This is a genomic window from Martelella sp. AMO21009 (genome assembly GCF_053484295.1).
Genome location: NZ_JBAKFR010000003.1, coordinates 59,475 through 84,617 on the forward strand (window position 1 = coordinate 59,475; position 25,143 = coordinate 84,617).

The window sequence follows — 25,143 nt, forward strand, 5'->3', positions numbered from 1 at the left end:
TGGAGACCGCATTGTCCGGAAAGACGCGGGAGGAGTTTCCCAGACCGCGAGTTTGCGCTAAAAGGCCGCTGAGCAAATTGCAGCGGGAAACTTCATGTCACTGTCGGAAAGCGAACAGCAGGCGCGGCTTCTGGTCCAGGCCCTGCCCTATATGCAGAAATACGAGAACAAGACGATCGTCGTGAAATATGGCGGCCACGCCATGGGCGACAGCGAGCTTGGCCAGGCCTTCGCCAGCGATATCGCGCTCCTGAAGCAATCGGGCGTCAATCCGATCGTGGTTCACGGCGGCGGGCCGCAGATCGGCGGCATGCTGAAGCGCATGGGCATTGAATCGAAGTTCGAGGGCGGGCTACGGGTCACCGATCAGGCCACCGTCGAAATCGTCGAGATGGTGCTTGCGGGCTCGATCAACAAGGAGATCGTCGCGCTGATCAACCAGACCGGCGAATGGGCGATCGGGCTCTGCGGCAAGGACGGCAACATGGTGTTTGCCGAAAAGGCCAAGAAGACAGTTGTCGACCCCGATTCCAACATCGAGCGCGTGCTCGACCTCGGCTTTGTCGGCGAGGTCGTGACCGTGGATACCACCCTGCTCGACCTGCTGGCGAAATCCGAGATGATCCCGGTGATCGCGCCGGTGGCGCCGGGACGTTCCGGCGAGACCTACAATATCAACGCCGATACCTTCGCCGGCGCGATTGCCGGCGCGCTGCGCGCAACACGCCTGCTGTTCCTGACCGATGTCCCCGGCGTACTCGACAAAAATGGCGAGCTGATCAAGGAACTGTCTGTTGCCGAGGCCCGCAGCCTGATCCTCGACGGCACGGTTTCGGGCGGCATGATCCCCAAGGTCGAGACCTGTATCGAGGCGATCGAGGCCGGCGTCGAGGGCGTTGTCATCCTGAACGGTAAGGTCAAGCACTCGGTCCTGCTCGAAATCCTCACCAAGGGCGGCGCGGGCACGCTCATCGTCCCTTGAGCAAGCCGGGCGAACCGGACAGCTCCGCCCATCGCGATAAAGTCATCAGGCGATATGCGGCTCGGCCTTGCCCGGGCCGCTTGCGGCCTTGTGGGCAGGCAGCATCGTCGCGAGCACGGCCACGATCACATAGGCAACCAGATTGAAGACCACCGCGCCGGCAAAGGCATGAACATAGGCCGGGTGCTGGTCGCCGCCGGCCGGAAGCAGGCTCGCCAGTCTGGAAAAGAAAATCCCGCTGATGATCGCGATGCCGAACGCGCCGCCGAGCTGCTGAACGGCCTGCAGCGCGCCGGAGGCCGACCCCGCCTCGCGGGCGGGCACGCCGGCCAGCACGAGCTGGAAGATCGAGGCGATCGACATGCCGAGCCCTAGCCCCGCCGTCAGCAACGGACCGAGCACGTCCCAGTGCGAGATCGTGTCAGTGATGGTCAGCACATAGGAGCGCAGCCAGAAAATGCCGACGAAAAGCAGCGCTAGCCCGCAGATCATCCTGAATTTCAGCGCCACGCTGCCAAAGCGGCCATTGGCAACGGATGCCAGGAAGACGCCCACCGAAAACGGCACCGTGGTAAGCCCCGATTTCAGCGGATCGAAATCGAAGCCGACCTGCAGGAAAATCGCAAGGCAGAGGAAGAAGCCCGGCATCGTGGAGAAAAACACCAGCGCCATGACGCTGCCGACCATGAAATTGCGGTTCGCGATCAGCGCGAAGGCCAGAAGCTGCGGCCGGTTGCGGCGGTTTTGCCGACGTTCCCACAACACGAATGCCGCCAGCACCGGTATGGCGGCCGCCATCATCGCGAAGCACCAGGCCGGCCAGCCGAAATTGCGACCCTCGACCAACGGAAAGATCAGCATGAACATCGCCGCCGCAATCAGCGCGATGCCCGCATAGTCGTTGCGCCCGCCGGGATGGCTTTCCGTATGGGGCACGAGCTTCCAGCCCGCCAGAACTGCAAACACGCCGATCGGAAGGTTGATCAGGAAAATCGCGCGCCAGCCGAGGCCGAAGACATCATGATCGATCAGCAACCCGCCAATGATCGGGCCGCTGACGGTCGCGATCCCCGCCATCATGCCGAAGAAGGAGAAGGCCCGCGCGCGTTCATGCGGAGGAAACATCACCTGTGCCAGCGCCAGCACCTGCGGCGTCATCATCGCGGCCGAAAAGCCCTGGAACAGGCGCGACGCAACCAAAAGCTCGATATTATGAGACAACCCGCAAAGCGCCGAACCTATGGTGAAGCTGAACACGCCGATCATGAACATCTGCTTCTTGCCGACGATATCGCCAAGCCTGCCGAACGGCAGCAGCGCAAGCGCGAACACCAGCACATAACCCGCGACCACCCATTCGATATCGGAATTGGAGGCCTCGAGCCCCTTCTGGATCGAGGGCAGCGCGACATTGACGATCGTGACGTCGAGCATGTTCATGAACACGGCGCAAAGCAAGACGGCCAGCGCCACCCACCGGCCCGGATGCGGCTCGGCCTGAGCTTCAGTCAGACTGGAATTCACGAAAATCCTCCTTCAGGGCGAAGCGAGCACGGATTGGACGGGTTTGAGGGAGCCGCCATTGCGCCGGATATCAACATTGGCCTCTTGGTTACCACACGCACCGGGCGTGGCAATAATGATGCCGGCAAAAGTTTCCGTGTCGCGGCCGCTTCAGCCTGAAAGCAACGCCCTCCGCTTGCCCCGAGAAGCTGCGGGTGGTTGTTTCCGCCGCGCGCGGGCATCAAACGGCGACAATAGCGGCAACGCTTTAAAAAATGCCGCAAATAGCCTATTTTGTTGAAAAAAGCAGGTTTTGCCAAACCTCGTTTCCACGCCCTCGCGCCGCTCTGCCGGAAGGACACAATTTGACGACGTTTTATCTAGCGGTGCTGGTGTTTTCCGGCCTCGTTCTTCTTGCCGCGCTTTCCAGCGCGCTGGCTTTCCGTTTCGGCGCGCCCCTGCTGCTCCTGTTTCTCGGCGTCGGTCTGCTGGCGGGGACCGATGGCTTCGGGATCGAATTCGACAATGACGCGCTGACCTTCTATGTCGGCTCGCTGGCGCTTGCCGTGATCCTTTTCGATTCCGGCTTCGGCACATCGTTCAAGACCTTCAAAACGAGCGCAGCGCCCGCGCTATTGCTTGCAACGGCGGGCGTGGTGGCGACGGCCGGGCTGGTGGCGCTGGCGGCTGCCGTGATCCTCGGCTTCTCCCTGCTCGAAGGCTTCCTGCTTGGCGCGATCGTCGCCTCGACGGACGCGGCGGCAGTGTTTTTCCTGATGCGCATCGGCGGCATCAGGGTGATGGACCGGGTGAGCGCAACACTGGAAGTCGAGTCCGGCATCAACGACCCAATGGCGATCTTCCTGACCATGACGCTGGTGTCCATTCTCTCGATGAATGAAACCGGCGTTCAGGAAATCCTGCCGATGCTGCTCCATTTCGTGCAGGAGATCGGCTTCGGCCTGCTGTTCGGCGTGGTCGGCGGCGGCCTGACGGTGCTGATAGCAAACAGGTTCAGCCTCAATCGCGGTCTCGCGCCCATCCTGGTGCTGACGGCGGCGCTCCTGATCTTCTCGGCCACGGGGGCGGCCGGCGGCAGCGGCTTCATGGCGGTTTATGTCGCGGGCCTCATCGCCGGCAACCGCCACGTCCGCTATGTCGGCTCCATCAGGCGGTTTCAGGAAGGCATGACCTGGCTCGCGCAGATCATCATGTTCCTGCTGCTCGGCCTGCTGGCGACGCCCCGTAACTTCCCCGAGATTTTCATGCCGGCCTTCGCGCTGGCGCTGTTTTTGGTTTTCGTCGCTCGTCCCATTGCCGTCTGGCTTTGTCTTTGGAAGTTCGATTACCGCCCGCGCGAGACCAATTTCATCGCCTGGATCGGCCTGCGCGGTGCGGCCTCCATCCTGCTCGCCATCCTGCCGAGCCTTTACGGACTGGAGAATGCCGGCCTCATCTTCAACATCGTCTTCGTCATGGTGCTGGTATCGCTGATCCTGCAGGGCTGGACGCTGGCGCCGCTTGCCCGCCTCCTGAAGCTGGTTCAGCCGCGAGCAACCGGGGCGCTGGAGATCGTCGACATCGACCTCCATGAAAACGCCAAGCACGAATTGCTGGTCTACCGCCTTGCCGAGGGCGCGCCGGTGCTGGACGGCGCGTCGATACCGCGCTGGGCTATTCCCTCGCTGGTGGTGCGCGACGGGCTTTCCATGCGCTATTTCTATGCCGGCAACCTGAAGGCGGGCGATTATCTCTATTTGTTCGTGATCCCCGGCATGTCCTATCTGCTCGACCAGCTTTTCGCCGATCCCGCACTTGCGGCAAGCGCAGGAGAGGAATCCCTGCTCGGCACCCAGGTGCTTTTGCCCGACCGCCCCGTAAAGGAACTGCGCGTGATCGACCCGGCCGTCGCAATACCGGCAGAGATCGAGGAGATGCGGCTGGCCGACTACATGAAACAGGAACTCGGCGGCAAGCCTATCATCGCCGACCGCCTGCATCTCGGTCCGCTGGCGCTGATCGTGCGCGATGCCGATGAAGATCACAACATCATCTCGATCGGCGTCTGGCGCGATGCGCAAAGCGAACGCCCCGAGGGACCTCTCCGCGCCCTGAGCCGGTTCTTCGGCCGACTGAGGCGCAGCGTCCGGCGATAGGGTTTTGATCGCCGCGACATTGCCGAGCGGGCGGTTTTTGAATAGGACTCCATTCGTTGATTTCAGTGGCTTGTCTGCTGCCAGACATCGAGACGCGCCACAGCCAAACCCGCGCCTCTTCCCCGGGGTGCCACAACATTCAAGAGGACGATCCATGCCAGCCTTCAAGACCCTCGACGATCTGCCCGACCTCAACGGCAAGCGCGTCCTTGTGCGCGTCGATCTGAACGTGCCCTTCAGCGACGGCCGGGTGACCGACACGACCCGGATCGAGCGCGTCGCGCCGACGATCACCGAGCTTTCCGGCAAGGGCGCCAAGGTTATTCTGATGGCCCATTTCGGCCGTCCCAAGGGCCAGGTCGTGCCGGACATGTCGCTGAAGCCGATCGTGCATGCCGTCGAGGAAGTGCTCGATCACGCCGTTGCCTTCGCCGATGACTGCGTCGGCGAGCCCGCCGAAAAGGCGATCGCGGCGATGCGTGCCGGCGATATCCTGCTTCTGGAAAACACCCGTTTTCACAAGGGCGAGGAAAAGAACGATCCCGATTTCGTGGCGGCCCTTGCCGCAAACGGCGATGTCTATGTCAACGACGCGTTTTCCGCCGCCCACCGCGCCCATGCCTCGACCGAAGGCCTCGGCCACCACATGCCGGCCTATGCCGGGCGCACCATGCAGGCCGAACTAGAGGCGCTTGAGAGCGGCCTCGGCAATCCGAAGCATCCCGTCGTGGCGATCGTCGGCGGCGCCAAGGTGTCCACCAAGATCGACCTTCTGGAAAACCTGATCGACAAGGTCGATGCGCTGGTGATCGGCGGCGGCATGGCCAATACCTTCGTCGCGGCCAAGGGCATCGATGTCGGCAAGTCGCTGTGCGAGCACGACCTTGCGGACACCGCCCGCACCATCATGGCGAAAGCGGAGAAGACCGGCTGCGCCATCGTGCTGCCGGTCGATGGCGTCGTCGCCGGCGAGTTCAAGGCCAATGCCGCAAACGAGACCGTCGCGATCGACGCGATCCCCGCCGACAAGATGATGCTCGATGTCGGCCCGCAATCCGTCAAGGCCATCAATGAGTGGATCGAGAAGGCCGAAACGCTGGTCTGGAACGGCCCGCTCGGCGCGTTCGAGATCGGACCCTTCGATGCCGCCACCGTTGCCGCCGCAAAGTTCGCGGCCGAACGCACCAAAGACGGCAAGCTGACCTCGGTCGCCGGCGGCGGCGACACGGTCTCCGCGCTCAACCATGCCGGTGTCAAGGATGACTTCAGCTACGTCTCCACCGCAGGCGGCGCGTTCCTGGAATGGATGGAAGGCAAGGTTCTGCCGGGCGTCGAGATTTTGAAGAAGTAGTCCTACTGCCTCGTCTTTTCGAGGCGGGAAGAACTCCCGAAAGCAGGAAGCCGGCCCCCTCGGAGGCCGGCTTCTTCATGTACGTCTGACGCCGCTTAGAACGTCTGCGTCACGGACACTTTGAATGTCCGACCGGGCTCGGAGTAGAAGCGTTCCGGCTGGGTCATGGTGGTGTCCTGCAGGTCCAGCGCGTTGTAATAGGTCTGGTCGAACAGATTGTAGACGCCGGCCTGGACCAGCAGGCCCTCGAACTGCTCCGGCGACCACCATGCGGTGACGTCGACGATGCCGTAGCCCGGCGCCTTGAACTCGGCGGTGGAGCCATCCGGCACCTTGGCCGACAGGATCCAGTTGGCGTTCGCGCCCCAGGTCTCGACATTGTAGCCGCCACCGATCACCGCCTTTAGCGGCGCGACCGAACCGAGAATGTCATTGGTATCCATGTTCCAGCCGCGGGCGAATGCGAGCGAGGCGTGCATGTCCCAGTCATTGAGGAACGTCTTCTGGTAGCTGGCTTCGATACCGGCGATCTCGACATTGTCGATGTTGACGGTCTGAGTGATGCCGAGCGGATAGAGGCCGGCGGCAAAACCGAGATCGGTCGGGTCGACCGACTGGGTATCGATGAAATCCTTGTAGCGGCTGTAGAAGGCAGAAACCCGGCCGCCATCGTCGTCATCGCCGAAATTCGCGCCAAGCTCGACGCCCCAGCTCGTTTCCGGCTCGAGATCGGGATTGCCGATCCTGAGATAGCTGCCCGGCGCGCCGTAGTCGACATAGAGCTCGCCCGGGGTCGGCGCGCGGAAGGCGGTCGAAATCTGGCCGTAGAGCTGGGTGAAGTCGTTGAGCTCGTAGGTGGCGAGCAGCTTCGGCGAAATGTGCCAGTCGCTCTGGCCTTCCGGCAGGCCGTTATAATTCGGGTTGTCGCGGTAGCCGGCGGTTTCCTGCGGATCATACTGATACCAGTCGAAGCGCACGCCGGGCGTCAGCGCGAAGCCGCTGTCGCCGAAGACGATCTCGTCATGGGCGTAGAGGCCCAGAACATAGCCGTTCACATCAGGCGTGTCGGCCTGGTTGGTGTGCAGGAAGCTGCAGGTGCTGAACGGGGCGAACGGGCCGGGGCCGCAATTGTCAACGCCGCTCGAATACTGGCTGGTCTGCGAATAGTAGAAGTCTCCGCCGAGCGTGAAGGTATGGAGCAGCGAGCCGGTCTCCACGCTCTTCTCGGCCCAGCCCGACCAGCCATAGCGTTCCTCGTCGGTCTTGGACGTGCGCGAATATTCGCCGTAGGGCGGTGTGCCGCGCGACGACAGGCGGATGCCGGACGTGCCGCTCTCGCGCTCGCTCTTCAGCCAGTAGAAGGTGCTGAAGGCCTGGTCGATCAGACCGTCATCGGCGATGGCGTCGTAATTGTAGTCGATCGAGACGCGGTCGCGGTGTTTGTCTTCGGTGCCGTTCCAGTTGTCCGGCGCATAGGTGGCGCCCTGATCGGTCAGCAGCTCGATATCCTTGTCGCGGTCGTAACGCTCCACCGTCAGGCCGATGGTATGGGCTTCCATGATGTTCTGGCGAATCTTGAACAGCAGGTTGTTCTCGTCAAAGGTCGCCGGGTTCGGCTCGCTGCGGGTCGCGCCATAGCCGCCGACATCGCCCTGGTTCTTCATTTCATCACCCGTGGCGATATCGCCCTGGAACAGAAGCGACGTACCACCCGACTGGATGGCGAACGCGCCCTCGCCGTCCATGCTGTTATCGGCGCTGTCATAGGTGAAGCCGATGCGGCCGCCATAGCCCTTCTCCGGATCGATGAGGTCCTCGGGCTCAAGCGTCCTGAGCACGACCGTGCCGCCAAGCGAGCCGCTGCCCGACCGCGAGCTGTCGGCGCCGCGAACGATGTCGATCGTCGCGATCGAATCGAACGAGAAGGCGTCCCCGCCGCCGCTGGCGTCCGAACGCGCGGTGTCATCGAGATAGGGAATCTGGATGCCGTCGATGACGGTCGAAACGCGCGGACCCTGCATGCCACGGATATTGACCGAGCCGGAATCATCGCCGACGAAGGTTACGCCCGGCTCCAGAATACGGGTGTAGTCGTCGAAATCTGTGACGATGTTCTGGTCGAGATCCTCGCGCGTCGTCTCGGTGGCAAGCGGGGTATCGGCGATCCCCTCCTTGCCCCCTGTCGTCGTCACGTTGACGGGAGAAAGCACGGTCGTCTGGGTGCTGTCCTGAGCCAATGAGGCCGTGGCGCACGCAAGGGTCGCCAGAGCCGTGCATGATGCCAAAATCCGCGAAATACGCATCACCGAATCCTTCTTTTTCACTGAAGAACCTGGCTGGCTTGCGAACGGCATGGCGTACTGGCTGGCTGGGTATTTTCCGGCGGCCGCCGGTGTTGGACTATCCGCTATAAAACATGACTATAACTGTCAAGATAAATTGCCCGGCTTTTGACACATTTGTACCGCCTGTGCCGGATATGCGTCATCACAGCTGTCGCGCGGGCGAAAACCCGGCTATGATGAGCCACGGGTAAAGAGGACTACCGGATGAACAAAAAGCGTCTCGCGCGCCGGGTTGCGGCCGCCGTCGGCGTTCTGGTGCTGACCAGCGGCGTCTATCTTGGCGGCCTGCAGGCAAGCGGCAATTTTCACGAGGTCAAGGCGGGCGAGTTCTATCGCTCGGCCCAACCCAGCGCGAGCGCGCTTGCGGACTATATCGACCGGCACGGCATCAGGACCGTGATCAACCTACGCGGCGCCAGCCCCGGCCGTTCTTGGTATGACGACGAGATCAGGGTGAGCGCGCAAAAGGGCGTCGAACATATCGATTTCCCGATGTCGGACCGCACCATCTTGTCGCCCGAGCGCAGCATGGAGCTGCTGGCGCTGATGCGCGACGCGCCGAAACCGATCCTGATCCACTGCAAGGCGGGCGCCGATCGCACCGGGCTTGCCTCCGTGATCTATCTCCAACAGCTCGGCGGCGTTGATGAGGAAACCGCCGAATGGCAGCTCTCGCCGCTTTACGGCCACGTCGCCCTGCCCGGCATCGGCCCTTACGCCATGGACACGAGCTGGGAAGATCTCGAAAAGGTCTTCGGACTCGATAGCTGAGGGCCTTCCTTACGGCGCGAACCGCACCCGCTCCTCCCGAAACCGCCGTGTCAGAAACGCGCGGATGAGCGCGATTCGCGCAAGGCTGCCGGTATCGGGGTGGGAGAGAAGGTGGTAGGCGCGGCGGAAGCCGACAGATGGCAGGATACGCTCCAGCCCTGCCGTATCGCGGGCAACAAAGTCGTGAAGAATGCCGATACCGATCCCCGCCCGCACCGCCTCCATCTGACCGGCAACGCCGGCGCAGCGGAACTGCCGGCCGGCAAAACGGGCCAGATGTCCGGCATAATTCAGCGACGAGGCATAGGCATAGTCCTCCACGCCGGTGACGACGACGTGGTCGGCGAGCGCTTCCTCGCTTTCAGGCATGCCGTGCCGGCGCAGATAGGATGAAGCGGCATAGACGCCGAGCGTGTAGTCGGTGAGCCTGGACACCACCAGTCTGCCCTCCGTCGGCGGATCGAGGGTGATCGCGAGATCCGCCTCGCGCTTTGACAGCGAGAAGGTGCGTGGCAGCGGCACAAGCTCGACGATCAGGCCCGGATGCTCCTCCTGCAGGCGACCAAGTTCGGCGGCGAGAAAATAGGTGCCGAGCCCATCCGGCGCGCCGACGCGCACCGTGCCCGAAAGGCTCGCGCCGCGCGCCCTGGTATCCTCCGCAATGCCCAGAATTTCGGTCTCCACCCGCTCGGCCACCGCCAACAGCCGCTCGCCCGCCTCCGTCAGCGTCGAGCCCGAGGGGCGGCGCTCGAACAACGGTTCGCCGAGCGTTTCCTCCAGCGCGTTCAGCCGCCGGGCAACCGTCGCATGGTTGAGCCCGAGCGCCTGCGCCGCGGCAAGGATCTGCCCCCGCCGCGCCACCGCCAGAAAGACCCGCAGATGATCCCAATCCATTCGCCTGCCCTATAAATTTTGCACAATGGATTTTAGAATTATCGTGTTTCTTTGCAGAAATGAATAGGTGATATTGTGGGCACACAGCATCGATCTTTCCCGTTGAAGGCAGGGAAATTGCATTTGGCCGTGCGGCTTGCTCCCAATACTCTCTCCCGCTGGCGGAAGAGATGCCCCGAAAGGGGCAGTGAGGGTGGCGCAGCGTTTCGAATCGTGAGGGCGTTCGCGGGGATAAACTCCCCCCTCACTGTCGCTTTCGCGACATCTCTCCCCTCCGGGGCGAGAAGATTGGGGGCTATGCGGAAGGGGTATGGACGACAGCCTTGCCCTCAAGCGGGAAGATTGATGGCTTCACAATCCAAGAGCCTCATTGGCAGCAACACCGGAGGAATACCCATGAAATCCATTCAGCATTTTGTCGGCGGCAAGCCGTTTGCGGGAACCAGCACCCGCACCGTGCCGACCTATAACCCCGCCACCGGCGAGCAGAGCGGCGAGCTGTCGCTGGCCAGCACCGCCGATGTGCGCGCCGCCGTCGAGGCCGCAAAGGCAGCGTTCCCGGACTGGGCGGCGACCACGCCGCTGCGCCGCGCCCGCATCCTGAACAAGTTCCTGTCGATCCTGGAAGACCGGATCGACGAGATGGCGAAAGTCATTACCGCAGAGCACGGCAAGGTCCATTCCGATGCGCTTGGCGAAATCCAGCGCGGCATGGAAGTGGTCGAATTCGCGACCGGCGCCCCGCAGCTTCTGAAGAGCGAATATACCGAGAATGTCGGCACCGGCGTCGACAGCTATGCGATCCGCCAGCCGCTCGGCGTCGTCGCCGGCATCACGCCGTTCAACTTCCCGGCCATGGTGCCGATGTGGATGTTCCCGATCGCGCTTGCCGCCGGCAACTGCTTCGTGCTGAAGCCGTCCGAGCGCGACCCCTCCGCCTCTCTGTTGATTGCCGCATGGCTGAAGGAAGCGGGCCTCCCCGATGGCGTCTTCAACGTCGTCCAGGGCGACAAGGAAGCCGTGGATGCGCTCCTGAACGACCCGGATATCGAGGCCGTCTCCTTCGTCGGCTCGACCCCGATCGCGCGCTACATCTACACCACCGCAACCGCCAACGGCAAACGCTGCCAGGCGCTGGGCGGCGCCAAGAACCACATGATCGTCATGCCCGATGCCGACATGGACCAGGCCGCCGATGCCCTGATGGGCGCCGCCTTCGGTTCCGCCGGCGAGCGCTGCATGGCGATTTCGGTCGCCGTACCTGTGGGCGACGAGACGGCGGACAAGCTTATCGACAAGCTGAAGCCCCGCATCGCAGCGCTGAAGGTCGGCCCCGGCACAGATCCGGAAGCCGATATGGGCCCGCTGGTGACGGCGGCCGCACTCGAGCGCGTGACCGGCTACATCAACTCGGGCGTGGAAGAAGGCGCCGAACTGGTGGTCGACGGTCGCGATCTGAAGCTGCAGGGCTACGAGAACGGCTATTTCGTCGGCGCGACCCTGTTCGACAAGGTCACCACCGACATGAAGATCTACAAGGAAGAGATTTTCGGCCCGGTCCTCTCCGTCGCCCGCGCGAAGAGCTACGATGAGGCCGCAGAGTGGATAAACGACCACGAATTCGGCAACGGCACGGCGATCTTCACCCGCGATGGTGACGCCGCCCGCGAATTCGCTCACAAGATCAGAGTCGGCATGGTCGGCGTCAACGTGCCGATCCCGGTTCCGATGGCGTTCCACTCCTTCGGCGGCTGGAAGGCCTCGCTGTTTGGCGACCACCACATGCATGGCCCGGAAGGCGTGCGCTTCTACACCCGCCTCAAGACCATCACCCAGCGCTGGCCCAAGGGCATCCGCGCCGGCGCCGAATTCTCGATGCCGACGATGAAGTAATATATAAACGTGACCTCCGCGTCCTGAGTGCGCGGAGGTCACGTGTTTCTGCGGTTGCTCCACGTCTTTCTACATTTGGTTACCAGTGTTAACCTGTCACTACTTTTACGGGTGTCCCGCAGGAACCGGTGGGTATTATGATTCGATTGTTGATGGCCTTCGCGGCGTGCAGCGTATTCGCCTGTGAAGCCTCTGCATGGTTGTTCGAAACGCATCCGCAGCCGACAAGACCGGAAATGACGTTCGAGGAATGGGAATTCGCGACCACCGAACTCGACTACAATCCCCGCATTCCCGATTGCGGTGATTATCTGCGCGGGCACTACGAAATCTATGAAAGACGCTATCCGGCATTCGCAGAGGCGGGAACAGAAGAGGCGCGCTATGAACTCTGGCGCGAATACATCCAGACAGACAGTGCTTTCGACGACCTCAATACCTGCATGACCCTGCCATATGTCATGGCTATGTTCCAGCTGGCAGGCGAGCTACGCATTGACAGCGACCTTATCTATTGCGGCCGTTTTTCCCGTAACCCGGAGACGGAGGGCGAAGTCGAATTCGCTGGACTGATGGAGCGCCTGCAAGACGCGGCGAAAAGAGGCAGCGAGGCGGCCCTTCTCTCATTTCTCATCACCGATGATGGCGAGGGCCTGACTCCTTTGAACCCGGACGTCCTCTACTATCTCCGTGCAAGCCTTACGGGCACGCAGACGGCCGACGAGCAGCGCCTCTTCGATGAAGAATTCATCTACTGGCATCGCGCCTGGAACCAGGACAATCTCGCCGCCCAGCTTTCACCCGAGCGGAAGCGTTTCGTCGAGCAGGCGGTCAAAGATCGCGATCTTGCATCCGTTCTGGCGACCACCGGGCCCTGTGGCGACACCGCGTGGCGCGATCCTGCACCGGAGTAACGCCGCCTCTTTCCGAAGCGACTTTTTCTGTTATAACAACGCCACTAGAGCGACAGGGGCGTCCGTGACAGCGGGCTGAGATGTACCCTTGGAACCTGATCCGGATCATGCCGGCGGAGGGAGTCACTCGGGTTTTCGCTTCGGCTCCCGAGTTCCTCCGCGACGAACAAGGAGGAAGCTGATGGCGGATATCGCCCCCATTCTTCAAAAGATGCGCGCGGACGCGCCGCTTACCCAATGCATCACCAATTATGTGGCGATGAACATCGCGGCCAATGTGCTGCTTGCCGCCGGCGCTTCCCCGGCCATGGTCCACGCCAAGGAAGAAGCCGGTGAATTCGCCGGCATCGCGTCCGCCGTCACCATCAATATCGGCACGCTTTCGCCCGAATGGCTTGCCGGCATGAAGGCGGCGATCGAGACGGCGAATGGCAAGCAAACGCCCTGGGTATTTGATCCCGTCGCCCATTTCGCCACCGGCTTCAGAGCCAGGGCCGCACGCGAAATTCTCGACCTCAGCCCCACGATCCTGCGCGGCAATGCTTCCGAAATCCTCGCCTTCTCCGGCGCCACCAGCGCCGGCAAGGGCGTCGATGCCGGCGACAGCGTCGCCGCCGCTGAAGAGACGGCGAAGGCGCTCGCCCGCGAACGCAACATGGTCGTGGCCGTCACCGGCGAACGCGATTTTGTGACCGATGGAAGCCGCGTCGCCCGCATCGGCGGCGGCTCGGCGCTGATGCCGCGGGTGACGGCGCTCGGCTGCGCGCTGACGGCGCTTGTCGGCGGCTATGCCGGCGCATGGCGCGACGACGCCTTCGGGGCCACGGTCGCGGCGCTTGCCCATTACGCGGTGGCCGGCAGCCGCGCGCATCGAAAGGCGGAAGGCCCCGGCTCGTTTCAGGTCCATTTCCTCGATGCGCTTGCCGCCGTGACACCCGAAGCGCTTGACCTTGAAGCGGAGATTGAATGGCCATGAAATTCGACCTTTCCCTCTATCTCGTTCTCGACCCGGACCTTTGCGGCGACTATGGCATGGTCGCCACCACCAGGGATGCCATTGCCGGCGGGGCGACCATGGTGCAACTCCGCATGAAGCACGCCACGACCCGCGAGCGCATCGATATGGGCCTCGCGCTGAAACAGGTCACGGCCGGAACGCCGTTCCGCCTGATCATCAATGACGACGTCGAGGCCGCCATCGCGATCGATGCCGACGGCGTTCATGTCGGCCAGGAGGATGCCCATCCGCGGGAGGTGCGGGAAATGATCGGCGACGACAAGATTCTCGGCGTTTCCGTCAATGGCCTCGACGTCGCGCGCGCCTTCGATCCCACCGGCATCGACTATATCGGCGCCGGGCCGGTGTTCGCCACCAGCACGAAATCCGACCATGCGCTGCCGGTGGGTTTTGCCGGCCTTTCCTCGATGATCGACCTTTGCGGATTGCCCGCGGTTGCCATCGGCGGGTTGAAAGGGGAGCATGTGGCGTCCACATTCAAAAGCGGGGCCGACGGGATCGCCGTCGTTTCGGCCATTTGCGGCCAGCCCGACCCATATCAGGCGACGGCGGATCTTGCCGAAGCCATCCGGAAGGCGAAGCAATGATCGCAAACATCCTCTCGATCGCCGGTTCCGATCCCTCGGGCGGCGCCGGCATTCAGGCCGACCTCAAGACCTTTTCCGCGCTTGGTACATACGGCATGGCCGCGCTCACCGGGCTGACGGCGCAGAACACGCGCGGCGTCACCGGCGTGCACGAGGTTCCCTCGGCCTTCGTCGCCGAACAGATCGCCGCGATCTTCGATGACGTGAAGGTCGACGCGATCAAGATCGGCATGGTCGTCAACGCCAATATCGCCGTCACCATCGCCGACAGCCTGCGCCACCATGTGGAGGTGCCGGTCGTGCTCGATCCGGTCATGGTCGCCAAGGGCGGCCACCGGCTGCTGCCGGAAGATGCCATCGAGGCGCTGAAGGAGCACCTTATACCGCTTGCCGCCGTGCTGACGCCAAACCTGCCCGAGGCCGCCGCCCTGCTCGATGCCGATACGGCTACCACCCGCGATCAGATGATCGAGCAGGCGACCGCGCTGAGAGGCCTCGGCGCGCAGGCGGTGCTGCTGAAGGGCGGCCATCTGGAGGGATCGGAAAGCCCGGATCTGCTGGTCACCGCCAATGGCCATGAATGGCTGGAGGGCGCGCGCATCGATACCGCCAACACCCACGGCACCGGCTGCACGCTTTCAAGCGCGATCGCGGCCGAGATCGGCAAGGGCGTTCCGCTTTCGGAAGCGGTTGCGAATGCCAAACGCTATGTCGTCGCCGCGATCGCGGCCTCGGACAGCCTCCATGTCGGCTCCGGCCATGGGCCGACCCATCATTTCCATGCGCTGTGGGGCGAAGTCACCAAAACGTGATGCCGTCGACCCGCAGTCAGCCGCCGTTCATCTTTTCTACGCTAATCCTGCCCCTAGCTTCCAAACAGAGGCTGCGTATACTGCTGCCTGAGCAACGAAGGAGGCTTTGGATGAAAAACGGATTTATGATCGCCGGCGCTGTCGCGCTCTGTCTCAGCGCGGGTTTTGCGGTCGCAGAGGATGGACCGCAGATGCTGCGCCAGGACGACATGAAGGCGATCGGCAAGGCCATGGGCCAGCTCGGCGCGATCGCCAAGGGCGAAAACGCCTACGACCCGATCGTGGTTCAGGGCGCGCTCTCCGATATTTCCACCAACATCACCGATTTCACGACTCATTTCCCGGATGATTCGAAAACCGGAAACGGCACCGAGGCAAGCCCGGCGATCTGGGAAAACATGGACGACTTCGAGGCCCATGCGCAAAAACTCGCCGATGACGCCGACGCTTTGCTGGCCGACCTGCCGGCCGATCAGGCCGCCGTTGGAGCTGCCATGAAGACGCTGGGCGCCAGTTGCGCGGCCTGCCACAAGCTCTACCGCGTCGACAAATAGAGCCCTCTCATTGTCTTGTCGCAGTTCCGGGCGTTGGAGCGGTTCCCCGTTTGCCCGGAACTGCTGTTTTTTGTTGAAATTCGGGAACAGGGAGACCCGGCGTGAAAAAGCTGACGATCATCGTATTGGCTGTCGCCGCCCTGTTCATGGGGGCGGCCTTTGTGGTTGCCTTCACCCCGCCGAAGCTCGACCCGGCGGACTATCAGGATTTGCAGGCCGCCGATCCGCATAATGGCGCGAAGATGTTCTGGGCCGGCCAATGCGCTGGCTGCCATGCCGCCCCGGGCGCAACCGGCGAGGAGAAGCTTGTCCTGTCCGGCGGTCACCCGATCGAAAGCGATTTCGGAACCTTCTATGCCCCCAACATCTCGCCTGACAAGCAGGAAGGCATCGGCGACTGGTCGCTGATGGACTTCGCCAATGCGGTGAAGAAGGGCGTTGGCCCGCACGGGCGCAATCTCTACCCCTCCCTGCCCTACACCTCCTATGTGCGGATGAAGGATCAGGACGTGAAGGACCTTCACGGCTACATCATGACGCTGCCGCCGAGCGACACGCCCAGCAAGCCGCATGATGTCGACTTCCCGTTCAATGTCCGGCTGGGGCTGTCGTTCTGGAAAAAGCTGTTCTTCGTCAACGAACCGCGGGTTCAGCTCGCCGACGCCTCGCCCGAGATCATGCGCGGGCAGTATCTTGTCGAAGGACCGGGCCATTGCGGCGAGTGCCACACGCCGCGCAATGCGCTTGGCGGGCTCGAATATGACAAATGGCTCGCCGGCGGGCCAAACCCCGACGGCGAAGGGACGATCCCGGACATCACCCCGGGCTCCAAGAGCATCGGCAACTGGACGGCGGCTGAAATCGCCGACTATCTCGAAACCGGCTTCACCCCGGACTTCGATACCGCCGGCGGCTCGATGGTCGATGTGCAGCAGAACCTCTCGCATCTGCCGCGCTCCGACCTCGAAGCCATCGCCGCCTATCTGAAGGCCGTGCCCGCGCAGTAGCTCAATCGGCGAGCGTCTGCATATAACGCATGCCGGTCACCGGGCGCGCGACGAAATCCATCTGCTGGTAGAAGCGGTGGGCGCCGAAATTGCCGGTGGCGGCGCTGACCGACATGTAGGAGCAGCCGGCGGCCTTGGCGAAATCGCGCGCTCGGGCGATCAGATGCTGGCCGACGCCGTGGTTCCTGTGACCGTCGCGCACGAAAAGATGGTGGAGATCCATGCCGCGCCGGCCCTGCTGCGCCCGGTAGAGCGGCGTCAAGAGCGCGTAGCCGAGAAGCTGCGCGCCGGCATCGGCGACCAGCGCGGTCACCCACGGCGTCGGCCCGAACAGGTCGCGCTTGAGGCTTTCCGCCGTCATTTCCGATGGATCGTCGTGAAAGGCGGCAAGCAATCCGATCATCTCGAGCAGTTGCGGAATATCGGATTCGACCGCCTTCCTGATGGTCATCAGGGCAGGTCGTTCCAGTGCGATTTTGTCTTGATCGTCAGTCATTTTATCGTCCCTTGGCCTTCGAATTCTGCCGCCGTGGGGGACGTTTTCTTTCAACACCTTGCCGCCCCCAGGCGGCCGGTGATGAACATGATCAACAGGCCGCTCCTATTGGAACAGCCAAAAATACATATGATTGTGGGTCACGGTCTTGATCATGGGAAATCCAATGCGCTCAAACGCGGGTCTTGTCAATTCAAAAACGCTGCCGCGCGCTATTTGCAGGTCGAGCGCGCCCAGTCCATGTAGAGCGTCATCGCCTGTTTCGCCATCGGGCCCGGTTCGAAATCGCGGTCATCAAGTCTGATCACCGGCACGACCTTGTTGTAGTTGCCGGTGAGGAACAGTTCGTCCGCTTCAAGAAAGTTCTTCACCGTCAGCGTCTTCTCCTTGGCGGCAATGCCGTTGTCGCGGAACAGCTTGAGGATGCGCTTGCGGGTGATGCCTGCGAGGAAACAGCCATTGTCCGCCGGCGTCATCGGAATGCCGTCCTTGACCAGGAAGATATTGGCGGACGCGGTTTCGGCGACATTGCCGAGCATGTCGAGCGCCAGCGCGTTGTCGAAGCCGCGGGCGCGCGCCTCCAGCATCATCCGGCCGGAATTGGGGTAGAGACTGCCGGTCTTGGCATGGGTCATCGCCACTTCCGGCGAGGGGCGGCGGAACGGCGAAACCGTCAACCGCACCGGCACGGTGGAGCGCATTGGCGTTTCGAACAGGCAGAGCGCAAAACGGGTAGAGGCCGGATCGGCGGGCACGAGGCCATCAAGGCCGTGCTCGGCCCAGTACATCGGCTTGATATAGACGGCTTCCGCGCCCTTGAAATTCTTCAGTCCTTCCCAGACCAGCGCCTCGATTTCCTCCGAGGTCTTGGTCGGCTGCAGGCCGAGCGCGCGGGCGGATCGGTTGATGCGCTTGCAATGCTCGTCGAGGTCCGGGGCCATACCCTCAAAATAGCGCGCGCCGTCGAAGACGGTGGAACCGAGCCACATCGCATGCGATGTCGGGCCGATCAGCGGCGGATTGCCGGGAAGCCATTCGCCATCGACATAGGTCCAGGTTTCAAAAGCGGGGGTGGTGTCGATTGCTGCCATGTCATTCTCCTTCGGCCATCCGCATCACGCCAAACGGGCGGCGGATCGTGTGGCGACAATCAAGACGGACGGAAGGTCAACGTCAAGCGGAAATTCCCCGCCGGCCAAACCACGCAGGCAAGCAGAAAAAAGTACCTTGAATTTCCATACTGTGAAAATCGACTTGGCTCAGGCGGCTGAATTCTCAGCGAAATCCGATCGGAATCCAACGTCATAGACACGGTTTCCGGAGGAATCCGACAACCCTTCGTACTTTGGCTGAATGGACGGCTACGGGGTCACCGCGGAATTTGTGCGCCGCATGACCTTTCAGGTCGCCTGGAGAAGGCGGCCGGAATATGCTTTGACGCGGCTCCACAGAGCTTCGGCCGCGCCGGATTGCCGGCTTTTGGGTCGCCATATCCGGATTTCGATATCGACCAGGTCACCAAATGCCGCCACCCGCTCGAGGCGGCCGCTGGCGAGGTCGTCGGAAACCTGGCTGTTCGGGCTCCAGCTCACGCCGCGGCCGCTTCGCGCCATGGCGGTCAGCACGCTGGAGAGATGCGACGAGAATATCGTCGGATTGTTCTTCTCGAAATATCCGTCCCGCTGCCGGTTGGAGAGAATGCGCCCCATTCCGGATTCCTGTGTGAAAGTCAGCAGCGGCAGGTCCTCGACGGCGTGCTTTTCGATCAGCCCGGGCGTGGCAACCGGCAGCAGCACGTCCCGGCCGATGACGAGCGAACGAAAATCGTCCTGGAGCCGCACGGGCGCGTTCACATGGTGATGGCAGATCAGGAACTGCGCGCGCCCTTCCAGCATCAGGTTCTCGCATGCGACCATGTGGTCGGCGATCAGTTCCACCGTGGCAGTGAGCGGCTCCTCGGCTTCCAGGAGCCTGAGCCACTGGGGAAAAAACGTCAGGGACAGCACATGGGTTGCGGCGAATCTCAGCTTCTGCTCTGAAATCGATCCCACCTCCTGCACATGGACCCGCGCGTGGTTCAACTGGCGAAGCAGGTCGCGGGCCAGAGGCAGGAATGCCTCGCCGGCCGGCGTCAGCTTGAAGGTGTGCGTGCTCCGGTCGACCAGGGTGACGCCCACCCAGTCCTCAAGCGCCTGGATTCGCCTGCTGAAGCTTGGTTGCGTGACGAACCGCTGCTCCGCGGCGCGCGAAAAGCCCCTGACCTCTGAGAGGACGAGGAAATCCTGCAGCCATATCGAGTTCACCGAAGTTCCTCCCAAAGAACCGACGCCGATGCGCCGCCTGCATTCACTCGTCATACCGGCGCGCGCCGCCCTTCGTTGAAGCCGGAACAACGCCCCTCGCCGGTATGCCCATAGAAAACTGCCGCGACGGCGGCAAGGCGCACCAATGCATCGTTTGATGCGCAAGTCGCAGGTTGCAGAAGGCCCGGACAACACGCATTGTGTCTAGATTGTCGACAATCAGGGGGAGTTGCAAGTGGACAAACCGTCGCCGCGAGACATTTTCCAGGAACTCAGCGGCTCGATCCTGCGGGGAGACCTGAGGCCCGGGACAAAGCTGACGGAGGTGGAACTGGCCCGCAGGCTACGCGTCAATCGCGCCACCCTCCGGGAAGCGCTGTTCCGCCTCCAGGAGCGGGAGCTTATCGAGCGGAAGCCCTATTCCGGTATGCGGGTTGCCACCATCGATAGGCATACATTGCTGGAACTCTACGAGATACGCGAACTGCTCGAGGGGCGCAGCGCCAGACGCGCCGCGGAGCTTGCCACGAAAGAAGAAATCGAAGGTCTTGAAGAGATCGTGAAGGCCGGCCACGCATTCGTCGCCAGGTTCACCGCGCAGGCCTCCTCCGATACGCGAAAGCTCCCCGCCGTCCGCGGCTTCCACACCGAAATCGCGCGGATCGGACGGAATGAGGAAATCCGCAAGTTCCTCGCCCGCGAGGTGTGGGAATTCATCCGCGGCGCGCATGAGCGCTGGCAACGCACGCACGAGCGGCTGCTGACGGCTTCGCGTGAGCACCAGGAGATTTTCGAGGCCATCGCCGCCAGAAACGGCGCGCAAGCAGAAGAGCTGATGATGCGGCACATCCGGGCGGCACGCGACGGATTGCTGCAGGGCGATTGATGCGGCCGTCGGTTCATGCACAGGACAAGGGAGGATCATATGTCGGCAGCTCTTTCGGAGGAAGCGGCAGGCGAGAAAACATCGCCGGTCGGCCAGGGAGACGGTTTCTGGATTCAAACGCTGATCACCGTGGTGATCGTTGTGTTGCTGTCGGTCGTCGTCGTGCCGGCGTTTCTGCAGGTCTTCCTCGACAAGCCACTCTACTATGACGACGCGCAGTTTACGCTGAACAATCTGGCAAGGGTCTTCACGGATCCGGAGGTGAAAGCCTCCTATGGCGCGACGGCGCTGTTCACAGTGATCGTCACCGTGCTCTCGATGCTGCTCGGCATCGCCTTCGCGATCCTGCTGGGCCGAAGCAACCTGCCCGGGAAGGCCCTGCTCGGCGCCATCCTCCTGTGGCCGCTCTTCATCTCACCGCAGGTGATCGGCTTCGGCGCGATCATCAGCTACGGGCCCTCGGGCATCGTCACGCTGCTGTGGCAGAAATTTTTCGGGGTCCCGGCGCCGTGGAACCTTTATACGGTGACAGGCATCGCAGTCATATCGGCGATCGCCGCGACCCCGGTCACGACCCTCTACTGCATCGTGGCGGCACGCCAGCAAGACCCCAACCATGACGCCGCGGCGCGTATTGCCGGTGCGGGCCCCTTGTACACGCTGATGCGAGTCGGCCTGCCATTGATGCGACCTGCCCTGATCTTCGCGCTCATCATGAATATCGTGCACGCGCTGGAGACCTTGTCGATCCCCCTGATCGTCGGCTCCCCCGTCGGCATCAAGCTCGTCACGACGTTGATTTTCGAGAAAATCTTCTCGGCGAACGGCACGCCGGACTACGGCCTCGTCTCCGCGATGGTCCTCGTTCTGATGATCCTCGTCCTGATCATGTTCGGCTTGCAGCGGCTCGCCCTGCGCCGTTCGCACAGGTTCGTCAGCATCTCGTCGAAGGCGGCGCGCATAAAGCCGCTGGAACTCGGCCGCGCTAAGTGGCCGATCTTCGGCCTGGCGTGGGCATACGTCTTTTTCGCCATACTTCTTCTGATCGGATCGGTGTTTCTGCGCGCGGCGACCCATGTCATTTCGCCTTACGTCCCCATCACCCAGGTGCTGACGTGGCAGAACTACATCGACGTGCTCACGGTCGACGTCTATGTCCGCTCAATCGTGAATACGATGGTTCTCGCCGTGCTCGGAGCCGGTCTGGGAACGATGCTGATCGCCGGCCTTGCCCTTGTGGCGCAGCGGTCGAACTACCCACTCCGCCGGCTGGTCGACCTGCTGGCCCAGCTTCCGCGCGTGCTGCCCGGTCTGATCGTCGGGCTCGGCGTCTTCTATGCGTCCGTCTATCTGCCGGTGCTCGGGGCGCTTCGTGCGACGATCTGGCTGGTGCTGTTCGCCTATCTCATCCGCTTCATCAGCGCCGGATACGGAATAGTCCTGCCTGCGCTGTTCCAGATCACGCCGGACTTCGACCGCGCAGCCAAGGCATCTGGCGCCGGCTGGATCCGAACGATGTCGCATATCATCCTGCCGCTTCAGAAGCACGCGTTGATGTCATGCTTCGTCTTGCTGATGATCCTGATCGTAAAGGAATACGCCTCCGCCGTATTCCTGATGGCACCGGGAAGCGAGGTGATCGGTTCCACCATGCTGAGCCTGTGGCTGCAGGGACAGCCGGGCCCGGTCGCGGCACTCGCGACGATACAGGTGGGCATCACCACGATCCTCATCGCCATCTCCACCCGCCTTTTCGGAGTAAAGCTTCATGACTAGTCTCACCGTTCGCAATCTCAGCCGCCATTTCGGGGCCTTCAAGGCACTCGAGGGAATCTCCTTCGACGTGCGCGCCGGAGAATTCCTCACCCTCCTCGGCCCGTCCGGATGCGGCAAATCGACAACGCTCGCGGCACTTGCCGGGCTCGACCGGCCGACGGGCGGGTTGATCCAGATCGGCGATCGCACAGTCTTTGACAGCGAAACGAACACTTTCGTGGATGCCCAGTTCCGCAACCTCGGCCTGATGTTCCAATCCTACGCCCTGTGGCCGCACATGACGGTCTACAAGAACCTCGACTTCACGCTGGAACTGCGCAAAGTTCGCGGTTCGGCCGCGCGGCAGCGCATCGAGCAGGCCCTCGATATGGTCGACATGCTCGAATACATCCAGCGTTATCCCGGCGAGCTGTCGGGCGGACAGCAGCAGCGCGTCGCGCTTGCCCGCACTCTGGTCTACCAGCCGGAAATCCTGCTTCTCGATGAGCCTCTTTCCAACCTCGACGCCAAGCTTCGGGAGAAGGCGCGGCTTTGGCTCGGCGATCTGCACAAGAAAACCGGCGTCACCATGGTCTACGTGACCCACGACCAGGCCGAGGCGCTTTCCCTGTCGGATCGGATCATCGTCATGAACCGGGGCAGGATCGCCCAGATCGGCGCCCCGCTGGAAGTGTACGAACAGCCGGCAGACCTTTTCGTGGCCGATTTCGTCGGCGCCTCCAACATTCTGAGCGGTACGCTGCTGCGCGATGGATCCAGCCGGAAAGTCCGGCTCGGCAACGGCCCGCCTCTGGAAATGACGACCCAGACCGACCTGCCCGACGGCCCGGTCATGGTCAGCATCCGGCCCGAGGCCATTTCGCCGGCTGCCGAACCGTCCGGCAAGAATTCAATCCCCTATATGCTGCACGCACGCAGCTACCTCGGGTCGCGGGCACTCCTGGTGCTTGACGTGGCGGGCAACGTCATCCGGGCCGAGACGGACGCGAAGACCCCGAACGCGGAAACCGGTCACCTTTTCATCCCGCCAGAGGCGATCCGCGTGTTCCCGCCCGAACAGGCCGATCTTCTGCCGGCGGAAAGCCGGGGGGACCTCCTCCACACTGCAGCCTGACGCGGTACAGAGCCGTGGAAACAATCGAAAGAAAACAGGGAGTTCGAATGTCCAGCAACGAAAAGACGGTATCGGTCGTCGTGCCGGCCGGCGTGCTTGGCGCCGGCATACGCCGGGAGCAGGTCGAATGGGGGATCCGGCAAGGCGCCGTTGCGGTCGCAGTGGATGCGGGGTCCACCGACAGCGGCCCGTCATGTCTGGCAACGGGCGTGTCGAAAATGAGCCGTGACGCCGTCCGCCGGGATATCAAGGCCATGATGGAGGCGGCGACGCCCGCGGGCGTTCCGATCCTCATCGGCACCTGCGGCACCAGCGGAACGGATATCGGCGTCGACTGGACACGGGATATCGTAATCGACATTGCCCGGGAAATGGGCGTCGCCCCGAAGATTGCGCTGCTCTACAGCGAGCAGTCCCAATCGGTAATCCTCGACAAGATCGACCGGGGGCAAATCACGCCGCTGTCGCCGACGGAGCCGCTGGATCCGAAAACAGTCCGCGAATGTGCGCATATCGTCGCCCTGATGGGGCCCGAGCCCTACATCGCCGCGATAAAGGAAGGCGCCGACATCATTCTTGGCGGCCGCACCACGGACACTGCGGTGATCGCCGCTACACCGCTCATGCTCGGCGCTGGAGCGGGAGCGGCATGGCACGCGGCCAAGACAGCGGAATGCGGCGGCCTCTGCACGGTCAATCCGCGTGACGGCGGCGTGCTGATCACGGTCGGAGATGACTACTTCGATGTCCGGCCCCTCGCGCCGGAGAACACGGTGACGCCGCAGACCATATCAGCCCACATGCTCTACGAGAACAGCGATCCGTTCCGCCTTTACGAGCCGGGCCGCGTGCTCGACGTGACGGACGCAGCCTACAGCCAGACGGATGAAACCACGGTCCGCGTTACGGGTTCGCGCTGCGAACCGATGCCTTACACGATGAAGCTGGAAGGCGCATCGGTCGGCCCCTTCCAGACACTGATGATCATCGGCATCGAGGATCCTTCGGTCCTCAAGGAATTCGATTTCTTCCTGGAGTCCATGACGACCAGGCTGAACGAGATCGTCCGCACCACGTTTCCGGACCTCGTCGACTATGACCTTTCCTTCAGACCCTATGGGTACAACGCGGTTTCGGGACTGCCCAGGGACGGGTACGTCCCGAGCGAGGTCGGCCTGATGATGGTGGTGACGGCGCCCACCCAGGACCTGGCGACACGCATCGCCAAGGCGCTGAACCCGCAGTTCTTCCACTTTCCTCTCCGGCGCGGCATTCCGCTCCCGAGCTATGCCTTTCCCTTCTCTCCCGCCGAAATCGAACGGGGGCAGGTTTATGAATTCAAACTCAACCATGTGATGGCGGTCGGGGACCCGATGGAATGCGTCCGCACCGAATATGTAACCGTCAGAAGCCCAGAGGAGGCGTGAACATGACCCGGCTAAAAGACGTCACGCGCTATGTGCGCTCCAAGAACGCCGGCCCGTTCTGGGTGACTGTGGACATCTTCTTCAACAATCAGGAAGCCTTCGAGGCGCACCGCAACGCAGCCGTTCTCTCACCCGAAAGCATCGGCGCGATCTACGGCGTGCCGTCCGAGTTGGTGAAGCGCTTCGAGGTGCCGAACTTGTCAATGGTCAAGATCTCCTATCCGCGGCAGACCCCGCAGGGCGGGACGCTGGAGCGCGACATGCACAGCGGTCAATCTTATGTCCGCCTGCTTGATCTGAACGTGCGCGCCAACGGCCCCGCCGCGGCCGAAACGGCATAGGCGCAGCCGTCCC

23 protein-coding genes and 1 riboswitch are annotated in these 25,143 nt (G+C 62.6%); of the genes, 17 read left to right on the forward strand and 6 right to left on the reverse strand.

Annotation, left to right across the window (positions count from 1 at the left end; translation table 11 throughout):
* Nucleotides 1-94 precede the first annotated feature (94 nt).
* Nucleotides 95-982, forward strand: coding sequence for an acetylglutamate kinase (gene argB / locus V6766_RS04585; protein WP_448464058.1), 888 nt, complete (start codon nt 95-97; stop codon nt 980-982).
* 45 nt (nt 983-1,027) lie between these two features.
* Here argB and V6766_RS04590 read toward each other — a convergent pair whose 3' ends face one another.
* Nucleotides 1,028-2,506 (reverse strand): MFS transporter, encoded by a 1,479-nt coding sequence (locus V6766_RS04590; RefSeq protein ID WP_448464060.1) that lies wholly within the window; start codon nt 2,504-2,506, stop codon nt 1,028-1,030.
* A 344-nt stretch (nt 2,507-2,850) separates the two neighbouring features.
* Here V6766_RS04590 and V6766_RS04595 point away from each other — a divergent pair, with 344 nt between their 5' ends.
* Entirely contained in the window at nt 2,851-4,641 is a 1,791-nt protein-coding gene (locus V6766_RS04595) for a potassium/proton antiporter (RefSeq protein WP_448464062.1), read from the forward strand.
* A 154-nt stretch (nt 4,642-4,795) separates the two neighbouring features.
* A complete protein-coding gene (locus tag V6766_RS04600) occupies nt 4,796-5,992 on the forward strand; it encodes a phosphoglycerate kinase (protein ID WP_448464064.1) in 1,197 nt (398 codons plus the stop codon).
* A gap of 95 nt (nt 5,993-6,087) precedes the next feature.
* On the opposite strand, the gene V6766_RS04605 is transcribed toward V6766_RS04600, so the two are convergent.
* A complete protein-coding gene (locus V6766_RS04605) occupies nt 6,088-8,229 on the reverse strand; it encodes a TonB-dependent hemoglobin/transferrin/lactoferrin family receptor (protein WP_448464066.1) in 2,142 nt (713 codons plus the stop codon).
* 34 nt (nt 8,230-8,263) lie between these two features.
* On the opposite strand from V6766_RS04605, the gene V6766_RS04610 reads away from it, so the two are divergent.
* Together V6766_RS04610 and V6766_RS04615 are read left to right on the forward strand one after the other, a co-directional pair.
* Nucleotides 8,264-8,446 (forward strand): hypothetical protein, encoded by a 183-nt coding sequence (locus V6766_RS04610; RefSeq protein WP_448464069.1) that lies wholly within the window; start codon nt 8,264-8,266, stop codon nt 8,444-8,446.
* A gap of 95 nt (nt 8,447-8,541) precedes the next feature.
* Nucleotides 8,542-9,108: a dual specificity protein phosphatase family protein gene (locus V6766_RS04615; protein ID WP_448464071.1), complete on the forward strand. Its 567-nt coding sequence runs from the start codon at nt 8,542-8,544 to the stop codon at nt 9,106-9,108.
* Between the two features lie 9 nt (nt 9,109-9,117).
* Here V6766_RS04615 and V6766_RS04620 read toward each other — a convergent pair whose 3' ends face one another.
* The gene (locus V6766_RS04620) at nt 9,118-10,002 is read right to left on the reverse strand and encodes a LysR family transcriptional regulator (RefSeq protein ID WP_448464073.1); all 885 of its coding nucleotides are present in this window, start codon (nt 10,000-10,002) and stop codon (nt 9,118-9,120) included.
* A gap of 396 nt (nt 10,003-10,398) precedes the next feature.
* On the opposite strand from V6766_RS04620, the gene V6766_RS04625 reads away from it, so the two are divergent.
* From V6766_RS04625 to V6766_RS04655, 7 genes are all read left to right on the forward strand, one after another.
* Nucleotides 10,399-11,895 carry a CoA-acylating methylmalonate-semialdehyde dehydrogenase gene (locus V6766_RS04625; protein ID WP_448464075.1) on the forward strand — a complete coding sequence of 499 codons (1,497 nt, stop codon included), beginning with the start codon at nt 10,399-10,401 and terminating at the stop codon, nt 11,893-11,895.
* A gap of 152 nt (nt 11,896-12,047) precedes the next feature.
* Nucleotides 12,048-12,809 carry a hypothetical protein gene (locus V6766_RS04630; RefSeq protein WP_448464077.1) on the forward strand — a complete coding sequence of 254 codons (762 nt, stop codon included), beginning with the start codon at nt 12,048-12,050 and terminating at the stop codon, nt 12,807-12,809.
* Nucleotides 12,810-12,853: 44 nt separating this feature from the next.
* A riboswitch (TPP riboswitch) is annotated at nt 12,854-12,948 on the forward strand.
* A 42-nt stretch (nt 12,949-12,990) separates the two neighbouring features.
* Nucleotides 12,991-13,785, forward strand: a complete 795-nt coding sequence (gene thiM / locus V6766_RS04635; protein ID WP_448464079.1) for a hydroxyethylthiazole kinase — start codon at nt 12,991-12,993, stop codon at nt 13,783-13,785.
* Nucleotides 13,776-14,414, forward strand: coding sequence for a thiamine phosphate synthase (gene thiE, locus V6766_RS04640; protein WP_448464081.1), 639 nt, complete (start codon nt 13,776-13,778; stop codon nt 14,412-14,414). The genes thiM and thiE overlap by 10 nt, the downstream gene beginning before the upstream one ends.
* Complete coding sequence (gene thiD, locus V6766_RS04645; protein ID WP_448464083.1) at nt 14,411-15,226, forward strand: bifunctional hydroxymethylpyrimidine kinase/phosphomethylpyrimidine kinase; 816 nt, start codon at nt 14,411-14,413, stop codon at nt 15,224-15,226. The genes thiE and thiD overlap by 4 nt, the downstream gene beginning before the upstream one ends.
* Before the next feature lie 110 nt (nt 15,227-15,336).
* Nucleotides 15,337-15,780 carry a c-type cytochrome gene (locus V6766_RS04650; RefSeq protein ID WP_448464085.1) on the forward strand — a complete coding sequence of 148 codons (444 nt, stop codon included), beginning with the start codon at nt 15,337-15,339 and terminating at the stop codon, nt 15,778-15,780.
* Nucleotides 15,781-15,926: 146 nt separating this feature from the next.
* Nucleotides 15,927-16,787: a c-type cytochrome gene (locus tag V6766_RS04655; protein ID WP_448464592.1), complete on the forward strand. Its 861-nt coding sequence runs from the start codon at nt 15,927-15,929 to the stop codon at nt 16,785-16,787.
* Between the two features lies 1 nt (nt 16,788).
* On the opposite strand, the gene V6766_RS04660 is transcribed toward V6766_RS04655, so the two are convergent.
* From V6766_RS04660 to V6766_RS04670, 3 genes are all read right to left on the reverse strand, one after another.
* Nucleotides 16,789-17,283, reverse strand: coding sequence for an N-acetyltransferase family protein (locus tag V6766_RS04660; protein ID WP_448464087.1), 495 nt, complete (start codon nt 17,281-17,283; stop codon nt 16,789-16,791).
* Between the two features lie 212 nt (nt 17,284-17,495).
* The gene (locus V6766_RS04665) at nt 17,496-18,374 is read right to left on the reverse strand and encodes a branched-chain amino acid aminotransferase (protein ID WP_448464089.1); all 879 of its coding nucleotides are present in this window, start codon (nt 18,372-18,374) and stop codon (nt 17,496-17,498) included.
* A gap of 309 nt (nt 18,375-18,683) precedes the next feature.
* Nucleotides 18,684-19,751, reverse strand: a complete 1,068-nt coding sequence (locus V6766_RS04670) for a LysR family transcriptional regulator (protein WP_448464091.1) — start codon at nt 19,749-19,751, stop codon at nt 18,684-18,686.
* A gap of 70 nt (nt 19,752-19,821) precedes the next feature.
* Here V6766_RS04670 and V6766_RS04675 point away from each other — a divergent pair, with 70 nt between their 5' ends.
* The 5 genes from V6766_RS04675 to V6766_RS04695 are packed head-to-tail and all read left to right on the forward strand — an operon-like array spanning nt 19,822 to nt 25,130.
* Nucleotides 19,822-20,472: a GntR family transcriptional regulator gene (locus V6766_RS04675; RefSeq protein ID WP_448464093.1), complete on the forward strand. Its 651-nt coding sequence runs from the start codon at nt 19,822-19,824 to the stop codon at nt 20,470-20,472.
* 39 nt (nt 20,473-20,511) lie between these two features.
* The gene (locus V6766_RS04680) at nt 20,512-22,248 is read left to right on the forward strand and encodes an ABC transporter permease (RefSeq protein WP_448464095.1); all 1,737 of its coding nucleotides are present in this window, start codon (nt 20,512-20,514) and stop codon (nt 22,246-22,248) included.
* Nucleotides 22,241-23,362, forward strand: a complete 1,122-nt coding sequence (locus V6766_RS04685; RefSeq protein WP_448464097.1) for an ABC transporter ATP-binding protein — start codon at nt 22,241-22,243, stop codon at nt 23,360-23,362. Before V6766_RS04680 ends, V6766_RS04685 begins: the two co-directional genes overlap by 8 nt.
* 47 nt (nt 23,363-23,409) lie before the next feature.
* The gene (locus V6766_RS04690; RefSeq protein WP_448464099.1) at nt 23,410-24,789 is read left to right on the forward strand and encodes an acyclic terpene utilization AtuA family protein; all 1,380 of its coding nucleotides are present in this window, start codon (nt 23,410-23,412) and stop codon (nt 24,787-24,789) included.
* A gap of 2 nt (nt 24,790-24,791) precedes the next feature.
* Nucleotides 24,792-25,130, forward strand: a complete 339-nt coding sequence (locus V6766_RS04695; protein WP_448464101.1) for a DUF4387 domain-containing protein — start codon at nt 24,792-24,794, stop codon at nt 25,128-25,130.
* Nucleotides 25,131-25,143: the final 13 nt, after the last annotated feature.